This is a genomic window from Anaerobacillus alkalilacustris (assembly GCF_001866005.1).
GTDB classification, from domain to species: domain Bacteria; phylum Bacillota; class Bacilli; order Bacillales; family Anaerobacillaceae; genus Anaerobacillus; species Anaerobacillus alkalilacustris.
Genome location: NZ_MLQR01000001.1, coordinates 130,219 through 142,265, shown reverse-complemented (window position 1 = coordinate 142,265; position 12,047 = coordinate 130,219). Strand labels below are relative to the sequence as shown.

Here is a 12,047-nt window from a genome sequence, read left to right as displayed (position 1 = left end):
TAGCTTTCGCCCCCTTAAGCGTTCGCAGTGTCAGCTGCAAACGTCACATCTGTTGCAGACGGTGGTGTTTCTAAATCTTCTTGGCTAATGTTAATTGCAACAAATGCCTCTCCCATAACAGGACGGCCATCATATCGAGCAGTCCCACGGAATACCGTATTATCTTCGATAAATTGTACGTGTTCAGATTGCGCTAATTGCGCGCCTGCGCGCTCTGCTAATAAGTAAAGTGAGCCATACCCACCAACAACCACATTCTCAGGAATAAAGTCTAGAATTACTACATCCCCGCCAACGATAGGCATCGTGTTATTTTGTCCAGAAACAATGGCGCCTGCAGCGTTAATGGAAAGAGCCTTAGCTTGTAATGCTGCAAACGTATCTGAACTCATCGCCCAAAACTTTGAACCGTTGCTGTAATTAGCTTTTGCTTTTCCTAGCTTTAAAATCAAATCTTTATAAAAATCTACGTCCTTGGTTGCTGCTGGGTCAATTAGGAGAAGGTTAGACTCATGAAGATCTGTCCATTCTCTTTCATTTGTACCCCAGTATGAAGGCTCAGAAGTCTCAGCAAGACGAGTTACAATCCCCACTGGCATTTTAGTGCCTTTACCGTAAAGGATAGCTTTATCAACTGCTAAACCGATTGCTTGCCCTAGAATATCCATGATTTCATTGGCTAGCGAAATATCTGAGTCCTCTAACAGTGAGTTTGGAACAGCAATGTATCCACCTACTTTATACCCGTCCACTTCGATTTGATTGAAAGCAATGCTTAACTCATTAAGTTTACCAATCATTTCAGTCCAGATACCTTCTGGGATTGTTCCTACGATATTCTGTCTAGCTTTACCTGTCACAGGTTTTAAAGATACACGTGAAATTAACTTTGAGTAACGGTGTAAATTGTCACGTAATAAATCTAACATTACGTCTGGAATATTTAACTCCCCACCAGAAACAGATCTCTTTTCTTGCATAATGCCTCGAGCGCGTGTTAAGAATTCTTGAACCTCATCACGTTTGACTAGCTCTTCTGCTTGAGTACGTTGCATACCACCGAAAAATTTAAATCTTTTCATACTTCCGCCTCCTAATTTTTGTGTTCTTTCTTTCTCTTCTTCATTTTGCTTTGGTGTATTTTTAGGCTCTTTATTATTCAGCTGCTCAAGTTCGCCTTCTAACTCAGCAATTTCACCTTCAAGTTTGCTTTTCTTTTCATCAAACTCTGTTTTTTCTTCATCTAGCTTAGTAATACTTTCCTCAACTACTGCAATCTCCTCATCGGTCTTTGCCTCTTCGATAGCAGACTCAAGCTCAGCAGAACGGGTCTTAAAACCTTCCTCTTTTGTTAGTAGCTCCGTTAATAACGCACTTCTCTGTTCAATTTTTTTTGCCAACATGATTTGTTTTAATGCCATTGTTTTAACCTCTCCTTCAGATTGTGTTTTCTTTGTTCCAGTTGCCTTTGTTTATGCTGGGCTAATTCAGCCTTACGTGCTTGCACCCCTGTGTCAGCATAAGCTGGAAAGGTAACCACTGAAACTTCATGTAAATCTATAGCTTGGATTACCCACTTCACGCTGCCATCTTCACGGTGAATGGTTTCTTCTTTGGTAACATTAAAGCCAAAACTACATTGATCTACGTCACCGCGCTTCACACGTTCATATAAGTTGACCGCGTCAGAATCGTTAGGGTTAATCTTGATACTCCCCCAGAGACCTCTGCTGTCGATACGTAGTTCTAGGGTGCCTGCTTTGTTACGGCCAAGAACAAACCTGGTGTCATGATTGATTAGGGCGCGAATATCATTACTGAGTGTATTATCAAAAGCTCCCAAGGCTATTTCTTCAAATGCTCCTGGCCATAACTCTGTCTCAGAATTAAAAACTGCAAAATAACCTTCAATTACCATAGCCCCATCTTGTTCAGCTCTTGTTTTCAAATCTGTTACAACACTTCTAGTCTGCCGTTCTCCAAGTCTATCACTCAAATCTCTCACCGCCTTTCGTACCTCGTTACCTTCAAGAAACAGATTTTTATCGTCTAAATAGTAGTTTGCAAACACTTTCCGACAGTCATTGCCGTATTTCTCAATGGTTTCAGGTATGTTCTCGTTAACAGCATCGAAAGTAAGCCCTTCATTTTCACACCACTCCACCGCCTGTTCGAGCAACTCTCCACTTCTACAGGTCCAAAGGATAATTTTGTCCCCAGCTTCTTTGAGGTCTTTTACAAAATCAATAGTTTCCTGAATAGGGCTGCCTATGTCCGGGTATCTATTCACACAAAGAGTTCCATCAAAATCGATAGCGTAGATTTTACTCATCCTTATCACCGCCATTCAATTTCTTTTGGTCCCCAATCATGCCCGCTGGAATGTAATTTTCGAGTATGACTCGTTCAGATAATCCTTCTCTTGGAGACATTCCAATCCAATCTCTAACTTCGTTACCATCCATAATCCCTCGTACATATAAGTTAGAGCCTACATCCGCTAGTTCTTTAAGGTCGTAAGCATAAAGGGAACGTGGGTTAAATTTAAAATACATTTCTGAGGAATAAAGAAGCTTTCTAGTAAGCTCTTGCTCCATTCCTTTGGCGATAGGTAGCAGCGTTGACTTAATAAAATTGTTATATTCATCTTTATTGAAGTCTCCAACCCCAACAAAAAATGGCGGCACTCCTATGATGCTCGCCACCGTTCTTTTATCAAGTTGTACGGAATCATTTAACGCTAAATCATTAAGCGATAATGGTTTCACCTGCTCGACTTTGACAAGATCCGCTGGGATAACCCAGGGTTTGCCACCGCCTGTCTCTGAAATGTATTTCTTTAAGATTTCATCTCGCCCTTCTTCACTTGCTAACTCCTCTGTCATGGCGTCAACTGCAACGATAATAGAAGGCTTCCACTTATCAGACATAAAGCTATTTTTAGTTTTAGTAGCTTGCTTTAAGTTGTTAGCAACATCTTTCAAGACTACTTGAAAGCCTTGTCCGATATACGGCCTTTCAGGGTCAGGGTTAATGGTAAAATGCAAGACTTCGTCGTAGCTGTATCTATGTCCTCGATACACGACCTCGTAAGCATCTTCTGTATCAAAAAAGCTAACCCCTGAAGGTTTGAGTGGTACCAGGTCGTCAATTAACCCGCCTTTTATTTTAGGGTGGACAACGCTATTCCCCTTTCCATCTAAGAGCATGGTGTAGACGATATTGTAAACCCAAGCTTTCCTTGTCATTAACCGGTACGGGTTAACGTCAATTTTACGAGCTAGTGCATTTCTTACTCTTATGTCACCATCGTCAGTATTCTCCATAAGATGGATGGTCATTGTACTAATAAGCTCTGCAATCTTGTGTACGGCTGTTCTTATTTCAGGGTTATTCGAAAGTCGAGTGTATCCAGAAACTGAAATGGATGTATCATCTCCACCCATAAATAGCCCAATACTTGATCGTGTTTGCGGTTCCGACCTGATTTTACTCTTATTTCTGTTTTTCCTAGCCACCGTATCAACCCCCTTTCAACCATTGGTTCGCACTTGTTGATTTCTCTATATTTTCAAGCATTCGAATAGCCCCGAAAACAGACGCGTCAAATATGTCAATGCGATGTTCAGGCATGACTTTTTCGTACTGAATCATATCATCTGTTTTCTCAATAGCTGAGACGTTTTGAACACAATATTCAAATGCTTGGGAATGTAAATAATAAAATTGTCCGTCTTTTGTCTTCTTCTCAATCCTTCTAAACCCCTCAGACTTTTTATAGAAGTACTGGGGTTGGTCTACCATGGAAAAGCCTTTCTTTTTCATCTCTACGAAAAACTCACGACTAAACTTTCTATCAAATCCTACCTGTTTTATCTTGAAGCCCATATTCTTCATACGGATGAACCAATTCACAATATCTGAATGGTTTACTGTTGCTGTATTACACATATCGAGCCAGCCATCATCTTTCCATCCAAACAACGGGATGTTATCTTCTTCGGCCTTTCTAGTCGCCGCTACGATTGGGAACCATGCGTGTGTGATTGCTATGTCTACTCCTTTATAATTCCCGTATAAAGCAGCTGCCGTTAAGTCATGCATTTTAGAAAGGTCGGCCCCGCCATACCAATCTATTTTCAACTTTACTAAATCTTTCAATGTCCACGTGTATTTACGATCAGACAGCTTAAATTCATCGATGTTGAAATAAGCTTTCATAGCTGACGTATAAATGTTTAATGATTTGGCTAAAAAATCTTTTCTTTGTTGTGGATCGTTTTGGGCCTGAAGAGCATCATTAATCATGTCTTCCGCACGAATCGTCACACCGTAATTTGGGTTGGCTTTCTCATGTTGAACAGGGTCTGTATATTCGACGTTACCTTTGTCATCTTCGTCAGCTTTCGCGATATAAACGAAATATGCTTCGTCACTAACTACCCCGTCCAATATTTTTTTACAATACTGCAAACGCTGAAAACAAAAACTCGTCATATCGTCCCCAGCTGTTGTAATCCCAATCATTAACTTGTTTGTGTAAGCCTTCATTGCTTCCTTGATGATGTTGTATTGCTTCGGTGTTTTATAGGCGTGCAACTCATCGGCGATAGCTACGTTACAGTTGAGCGAGTCTTGGGCATCCGGGTTAGCTGCTAAAGCTTCGATGTATAATGAACCATCCCCTAAATCACCTTCGATGAAGTGGCCATGGTTATTATCTAAAATCCTAAAATTACCCGCTTCACCCATTTGATTTAAGTTAAAGTTAATAAAGTTGAAACTTTGTAACGATTGTTTTAACGCTGCCCCAACGATGTAGATTTTTGAGCCGGATTTTCTCTCCAGTAAAGCTAGCGCCCAAGAAAGAGCAGCTACGAATCTTGTCTTTCCATTTTTACGAGGAAGGAATATGAAAGCTTCTTTGTATTTACGGATAATAGATCCCCGTTGGAAAAAACCTAATAGGTTGTAAATCACAAATTTTTGCCACGGCTCCAATAAAAAAGGCTCTCCACGTAATGGAGTGCCGTCCAACCTTTCGCCCTGGTCATGGACAAAGGTTTTTTCAATTATTTGAATAACAAATTCTGCGTCCTTTGGATCGAAATCATACTGTTTATTATTCAGGTCACTTAAGAACCGTTCACAGGATTGGATTATCTCCCTGCCTGCGATTTTTTCTTTATTAACGATACTGGTAGCATACTCCATTACCACTTTGTAGTTTTTGTGTTTCATTCTAATTTGCTCAACATCCCTGCGAGTTTAGATTTTTGTTCAGTCTCTATGGTAACCGTCTCAAATGATTTAGGGTTCAGGCAAAGGCGGTCGGAGTATGCCAAAATGTCCTTTCTTAACGTCTCTAGGGTTGCAACAATCGGTGATTTTTTTGCACCGCCTGCAGCCGTAAAAGATTCGTATTGATAGCCGCCTTCTTCAAACTCATAATTCAGCCTAAAATATTGGTGAACCAATTCAGAATATATGTCAATCATGCGATTATACTGAGTTTTATGCGTACCGAGTTCTTTCATGTCCGCAATCGTTCGACGTTTGATTGTTTCCTTAGATGGGACTTTTGCCACCGCCTCCACCTCCTAAAAAAAATATTTTCGACGTACTCGGAGTCACAAAAAATTCCAACTCCAACGGTTCTTAGGGTTTATATTTTTAAATCTTAGGTAGGGGGGATTAACTTATCTGCTAATCTATCCATCCACTCTTTACCTTTATCCGTAAACCCTCTATCAAATCGATTATGCATTTTCTCATGACATCTATTACATAAACTAATAAGATTATCGTTATTGAATGCAAGCTTCGGATGTGTCTCCATTGGATACACATGGTGAACCATATCAGCCTGTGTAGCTTTACCATACCTTCTACACTCTCTGCATTGATACTCGTCTCTCTTCAAGATTGCGATTCGTTTGCTTCTCCATTTCGTTGAGGTGTAGAACTTATTAACCTTCTTACCTTCGTAGGGTCCTTTCCTCTTAAAGCTCCCCTGTGGTTTCCTTACATCTTTTCTGTACCAATCGTCAATTACCTTAAAGACCTTTTCTTTATCCGTTCGATTGCTTTCCTCTAATCGCCTCAAACATTCTTCTTTAGGTGTATCTATCTTCACATACTCAACATCAGCGCATCTTAACAAATTCTTTAATTCGTCTGTTACGAAGGTTGTTATGATGTAAGCTGTATCTATTTTAGTTTCAGTTTGTAACCTAACTAAAATTAGATTGCGAATGTCTACGACGTAAGCAACAAGATTTAAGTTAGCCGTTTGATAAGGTAGTCCAGTAAGACAGGCCATGATGTCGTCAAAATCAAAAGTCAGGTCATTATCTTTCCTATGCTTTTTGACAAAGGTCGTCTTACCGCTAAGAGGTGGCCCCCACACAACTTTCACTTTGGTCCCCACTTACTTCCTCCTCATGGCTCCGCCTTTACCCCGGCAAAACCTATCGCGATTCATCCCCATTAGATCCGCCCAATTTACTTTTTCTTTCTTCTTTTTGGGTTTAGGTTGCTGGGGTTTTGGCTTACTTTTTCTCATAGAGTTCATCTGGTCTCGTTGTTCGTTGCTAAGATGATCAGATAGTTTCATAGAATCACCTTCTCCCATAAAAATAAAAAAGAACACCTGGTATTCCAGCTGTCTATACGCGTTCATATTCTAATCGTTCTGCGACATTCTCTACTTGCTTGTCTGCAAATCTATATCAGGAATGATAGATTCCGGTCGGAACAACACACGGTAATGGAATGGGTCTGCATATGATGCATCGGTTTGTTCTACGAAAAAACTAACATTGTCACTTAATCCGAGATAATGTTTCTTGTATGAATCATCGCCCACTTTACAAGTTACGCTCAACCTACCTTCTTTATCGTTATTCCCGATTGAACATAGGCCTTCAATGGTAAGGAGATATTTGTCGGTTATACCGTTAAAAAAGACCACTCTTCTCTGTATCTCAAATGAATCAGCAGATTTTGAAAGGTTATGTGACACGGTATCCGCTTCCGTACATCCCACCAAAATAATCGCCATAATACTTACAAGAATTATTACGAATTTCTTTTTCATTTTTACCAACCCTTCGATTTTATTTGTTACGCATATACCTCTTTATAGCAAGTTACTTCACTCGGTATCGTTTCTGGGTATTTCTTTTTGATATACCTCATTGCCTTTTCCTTAATGCTACTGTCAGGTTTTGATGTAAGATACGTGTACGTTGGATAGTCCAGTAGTTGTTGAACCATATAGGCACTCGTATTTAATAAAATAGCGATATCATTTTCCTGCAATACATTGGAATAGTGCCGGGATAAATAACGTATCTTACCGAAGTCCTTTATCGGTATTTCCTTATGATTGATGATTTTTTCCTTCTTTTTTCGTTCCTCTGTAGGCTTTGAAGCATAATCGACGATGATTTCGTTTTGGTATAAGTGGGATTTAATTAACCCTTGTCCTCTACGCAATATTCTTTTAAGCTTTGCCTCTTGAATTTTATATTCTTTCGATAAGTCACCCAGTTCTTTTGCAGTAAATAAATAATCCATATTTATTTTTTTCAAAAGATTGGACTCTTCGAATAATGCTTCTTCTGCAATTTGTTTAATTTCAAAATAAAGTAGGCTGTCTTCATCCGCTAAAGTATTTTCAATACTACCTTCTCCATTATCAAAGAGTTCACTATTCAAGCTAGTCGTCTTCTTAGATCTATTAGCACCTTTTTTAAAATAAACGCGATAAATTTCTGTTTTTACGTGATAAAAAGCTAGACCCTTGAAGTCCTCTTCACGATTCAACTCGTATTTATTTATGGCATGGACTAATCCTAAATACCCCCAACCTTTGACGTCATCTATATCGAGGTCTAAATACCGATATCTATAGGCGTAATAATTTACAACAAATTCGTATTTGGTTACTAATTCTGTTTTTTCATCTTCAGATAAAGGCATGAAAGATTTATTCTGCTTGGGCATCTCTTTCACCCCCACTCTCTTTTTTACCCATAAATCGATTAAAGCCTTCTACTGCAGCTTGCTTTTTCTCTTCGTTCAGATGTTGTCCAGGTGCTAACGGCGGTGTAGTCGCAGCCTGTTCAGGTGTCCATCCAAGTAGATTGGTTCTTTGGATGTAAGTTGTATACTTAATGCCATTTTTTAAAGCTAACTCAATCCACTCTTGGTCATCACGTTTTTTACGAAGTTCATTTGTTGGGATCGTTGCAGCCTCTTCCATACTAAACCCTATTTCAACCCTGTGTTTAAAAGTTTGTGGGTGAATGTTATTCTTTTTAGCTAATGCGAGATACTCTTTGTACCCATCAAGTTGTTCTAAGTCATTTTTTCTAACTGGTTTTGTTATTGCCTCTTGAACAGTCCATCCATGTTTGTAAACCCTCGCTTCTAATGCGGTATCTGGAATTCCATTTTCCCTTGCTATTTCTCGGTGGTGCGGTGTAATTCTAAACAAATACTTAGGGTTATTGGGGTTTTTTAAGGCTAGTTCATTTGTAACCTCGATTAAGGCTAAGCTTTCTTCTTTAGCCCGTTTAACGCACTCTTCATTAGGGGTTACTGGCGTTGTGGCCGCTTCTTCTAAAGACATAAATTTTTCATTTACACGCCACCAAAAACCTTTAGCGGATAGCCCGTTCTTTCTAGCTATCTTACACCAATGCCTATACTCGTCACTTTGTCTTCTCAAAGGAGTAGTAGCAGCCTTTTCAGGTGACCAATGATAGCTACGAATTCTTTCTAGAAAAATACTTCGGCTAATCCCGTTCTTCTCAGCTACCGGATACCACTTCGTAATACTCTTTGGCTTTGGTTTTCTGACAGGTTCTGTTGCAGCTCTCTCAGGATCCCAACCCCGTTGGACTCTTTGAAAGAAATTCTTATAGTTAATTCCATTTTTGTTTGCTAACTCAATCCAGTGTTGATTTTGTTCAGATTGTTTAAACGGTTTATGTATTTCAATGGGAGTGGTGGCCGCTTTTTCTGGAGACCATCCTTGTTCTTTAATCCTGCTCATAAATTGCTTACGTGTTATTCCATTTTCTTCTGCAATTCTTATCCAGTAATCCATTTAAGCGCCACCTCCTCTAAAGTTTTTTAGGTAAAGCCTGCTAGAGGGTTCGAACCTCAATCTGTGTACCACTTACACGTAGTAGGCATGAAAATATAAATATACACACAGAAAAACGCCCATCACTCGGAAGAAATCGGCGCAAATCAGAACTAGGGACCAACCAAGAGAAACCATCACGAGATACAGTCTATGAATTTAAGTGATGGACGCCTCCTGTGTGTATAAAAAAAAGCCGGACCTTCTAACCCTTCGCTTGGTCCAGCTGGTTGTGTCATATTGTGGTATGACAGCAGCGTTTTTTATTGTAAGGTTCGACCACAACTCGCCTTACGGGTTTTCGCCTATCTTATTTACTACCTAGGATTTAGCTTCGTACCGCGTATTACAAAGCCGTAACTAAAATAGACTATGTGCATCTCTCGCCAGCCTCTTCATGCACTTGACTTCCCCTATATTCAGAAGCACCCCCAAAAACTTTAAAACGGCAATAAAAAACACCCTCATAGAGTTAGTGCTTGTCCACTAACACGTTCCAGAGAGTGCTTTTAAAAAAGATTATGTGGTTACGTACAATTATTTCACACTATCATAGTAACACGGTCAAAGTGCCCTGTGAAGTGCCCTACTTTTGCTATGTGTGTAATTGCAACCCGTCTACCCCAAACATCAACACCGCCAAGGTTTCGCAAGCTTTATCGATGTCTTTATAAACGGTTCTTAAATGCAGAAAGTGCCTTTCCGCAACTTCTTTTGCAGTGAATTTTTCTTTAGAGACGTACATGTCATACACTATTTCATACCGTCTATTCTCTTCTGTATTATTTGATTTTTCACACATAAATTTATACACTTCAAGCATTTTGTTCATGTATTTAACCATGGTCAAGGTATGTTCTTTAGACCTTTTTATACTCTTAATCGCAAATTCATCTGTATCGATATCGTCCAGTTCTAACTTCTCATCAAGAATTGCGATATCTTGTTCAACATCTTCACAATGCTTTACGAAAGAACGGTAATTTCTCAGTAATAATTTAATGTTTCTCAACCTTCGGTCATACTTCCTTTTCTCTTGTTCCTTTTTTTGTTGCTCCAGGTGTTCAAGCGCTGTTCTTACGGCTACTTCTGTAATGACCTCTAAGTCCTTTGGGCTTAACTTTAGCATGACGCACTCACCTCTATTCATCTTTAATTCTTTCAATTCTCGCTTTTACAGCCTGCATAAGTGCTTCTTGGCCATCAGCTTTCCTGTCTAAAGCCGCAACAGCTTCCTCGTCCATCGTTCCTTCTGCTACTAACCGTAACACAACAATGCTTTGCCTTTGTCCCTGTCTGTGTACCCTCGCATTAGCCTGTTGGTCCTCTTCTAGGCTCCAAATTTGGTCATACCATACAACGGTTTGACAGTTAGATTCTTGAAGATTTAATCCATGTCCGGCACTTTTCGGATGGAGTAGTAGCAAAGGGATTTCGTTATTGTTCCAAGCTCGAATATCCTCGTTACCGTCTTTTCCTTTTCGCAATATCCTTGCTTCTGGAAAACGGTTCTGAATTCTTTGTAAGGAGTGCTTAAAGTTATAGAACACCATCACAGGTTTTCCATTTGCTGCTTCAATGGTGTCCTCAAGTGAATCAAGTTTAGCTTCATGGATCTCTTTCACTCCACGATCCTCGTCATACACAGCTCCAGAAGCCATCTGTAAAAGTTTATTTGAAAGTACAGCTGCTGTTGTAGCAACAACGTCTGAATCTTGGTATTCAAGTAAAAGTTCTTTCTCCAACTTTTTGTAAAGAGACTGCGCTTTGTCATTTAGCTTTATTGTTACAGTTCGGTCAATCCTAGGTGGAAGGTCAAGCCAGTCTTCTGCTTTCATACTTACAGCTATGTCGGATATCGCTTCGTAAATCCTATCTTCAGCTTCTTTCTTTTGGTGCCATTTATAAACAATATGGCCGTCACGTTCTCCCGGTACAAAGAACCGATCACGGTACCCCGTTATGGTTTTTCCTAACCTTTGTCCTTGGTCAAGTAAATATATTTGTGGCCATAAATCTATTAAACTGTTAGGTGCTGGGGTACCAGTAAGCCCTATTATTCTTTTAATCATCGGTCTTACTCTCCGTAATGCTCGAAAGCGTTTGGACTGATGGTTTTTAAAACTGGAAAGCTCATCGATTACAACCGTATCAAAATCCCATTTTGTACCGAGTTCAGTCACTAGCCAAACGACGTTTTCACGATTGATTACGTATATATCCGCCTCATCTTTCAACGCTTTTCTTCTTTGTGCTGCACTGCCTAATATTTTTGAAACTCTAAGATGGCTTAGGTGGTCCCATTTTTCTATTTCTCTCGCCCAAGTGTCATCTGCCACTCGAAGCGGGGCTATCACTAGCACTCGTCCTGCTTCAAAATAGTCATTCAGTAAAAGGTCTACAGCTGTGAGTGTAGATACGGTTTTACCAAGTCCCATTTCTAACAGAAGCGCAATAGCGGGTGTATCAATTATCCTCTGTGTCGCGTATTCTTGATATTGGTGTGGTTTATACTTCAACCTTACTTCACCTCCGCTATGAAGCTATCTATATCTTCCTTGCAATCTATTTTATAAACTTTATGTCCTAATTGTTTAAGAGTCTTAAACCATTTCCGCTGCAACGGTGATAGTGGCTTACCAGGTGCTTTCATCTCGACATACACCGTGTGGCCATTTGGAAGAATAACGATTCGGTCGGGTACTCCTCGATTGCCGGGTGACACCCACTTAGGCGCTTGCCCACCGATCCGTTTTACTTCTCTCACCAAGTGTTGTTCAATTTTTGACTCTCTCATAACTCACCGCCTAAATATTGGGTTTACGTGATTGCCACCTCGCGCACGTACTACATGTATTACGTGTTAGCATACGGGCGCTCTTATTACATA

13 protein-coding genes are annotated in these 12,047 nt (G+C 39.9%); all 13 read right to left on the bottom strand.

Annotated features, from left to right (window positions below; genetic code table 11):
• Positions 1 to 14 precede the first annotated feature (14 nt).
• On the bottom strand, positions 15 to 1,421 hold the full coding sequence (locus BKP37_RS00720; RefSeq protein WP_071307823.1) for a phage major capsid protein: 1,407 nt from the start codon (positions 1,419 to 1,421) through the stop codon (positions 15 to 17).
• A complete protein-coding gene (locus tag BKP37_RS20840) occupies positions 1,412 to 2,332 on the bottom strand; it encodes an HK97 family phage prohead protease (RefSeq protein WP_211271411.1) in 921 nt (306 codons plus the stop codon). The genes BKP37_RS00720 and BKP37_RS20840 overlap by 10 nt, the downstream gene beginning before the upstream one ends.
• Positions 2,325 to 3,518, bottom strand: a complete 1,194-nt coding sequence (locus BKP37_RS00710) for a phage portal protein (RefSeq protein ID WP_071307822.1) — start codon at positions 3,516 to 3,518, stop codon at positions 2,325 to 2,327. The genes BKP37_RS20840 and BKP37_RS00710 overlap by 8 nt, the downstream gene beginning before the upstream one ends.
• 4 nt (positions 3,519 to 3,522) lie before the next feature.
• Entirely contained in the window at positions 3,523 to 5,241 is a 1,719-nt protein-coding gene (locus tag BKP37_RS00705; protein WP_071307821.1) for a terminase large subunit, read from the bottom strand.
• Positions 5,238 to 5,588, bottom strand: a complete 351-nt coding sequence (locus BKP37_RS00700) for a P27 family phage terminase small subunit (RefSeq protein ID WP_084034483.1) — start codon at positions 5,586 to 5,588, stop codon at positions 5,238 to 5,240. Before BKP37_RS00700 ends, BKP37_RS00705 begins: the two co-directional genes overlap by 4 nt.
• Before the next feature lie 92 nt (positions 5,589 to 5,680).
• The gene (locus BKP37_RS18975; protein ID WP_211271410.1) at positions 5,681 to 6,430 is read right to left on the bottom strand and encodes an HNH endonuclease; all 750 of its coding nucleotides are present in this window, start codon (positions 6,428 to 6,430) and stop codon (positions 5,681 to 5,683) included.
• Positions 6,431 to 6,616, bottom strand: a complete 186-nt coding sequence (locus BKP37_RS00690; RefSeq protein ID WP_139193030.1) for a hypothetical protein — start codon at positions 6,614 to 6,616, stop codon at positions 6,431 to 6,433.
• A 90-nt stretch (positions 6,617 to 6,706) separates the two neighbouring features.
• Positions 6,707 to 7,099 carry a beta-sandwich lipoprotein gene (locus BKP37_RS00685; RefSeq protein WP_071307819.1) on the bottom strand — a complete coding sequence of 131 codons (393 nt, stop codon included), beginning with the start codon at positions 7,097 to 7,099 and terminating at the stop codon, positions 6,707 to 6,709.
• A gap of 26 nt (positions 7,100 to 7,125) precedes the next feature.
• On the bottom strand, positions 7,126 to 8,010 hold the full coding sequence (locus tag BKP37_RS00680) for a sigma-70 RNA polymerase sigma factor region 4 domain-containing protein (RefSeq protein ID WP_071307818.1): 885 nt from the start codon (positions 8,008 to 8,010) through the stop codon (positions 7,126 to 7,128).
• On the bottom strand, positions 7,994 to 9,118 hold the full coding sequence (locus BKP37_RS00675; RefSeq protein WP_071307817.1) for a hypothetical protein: 1,125 nt from the start codon (positions 9,116 to 9,118) through the stop codon (positions 7,994 to 7,996). Before BKP37_RS00675 ends, BKP37_RS00680 begins: the two co-directional genes overlap by 17 nt.
• Positions 9,119 to 9,752: 634 nt before the next feature.
• Complete coding sequence (locus tag BKP37_RS00670) at positions 9,753 to 10,286, bottom strand: hypothetical protein (RefSeq protein WP_071307816.1); 534 nt, start codon at positions 10,284 to 10,286, stop codon at positions 9,753 to 9,755.
• A 13-nt stretch (positions 10,287 to 10,299) separates the two neighbouring features.
• Positions 10,300 to 11,676: an SNF2-related protein gene (locus tag BKP37_RS00665; RefSeq protein WP_071307815.1), complete on the bottom strand. Its 1,377-nt coding sequence runs from the start codon at positions 11,674 to 11,676 to the stop codon at positions 10,300 to 10,302.
• Between the two features lie 2 nt (positions 11,677 to 11,678).
• Positions 11,679 to 11,954 (bottom strand): VRR-NUC domain-containing protein, encoded by a 276-nt coding sequence (locus tag BKP37_RS00660; protein ID WP_071307814.1) that lies wholly within the window; start codon positions 11,952 to 11,954, stop codon positions 11,679 to 11,681.
• Between the last annotated feature and the right edge of the window lie 93 nt (positions 11,955 to 12,047).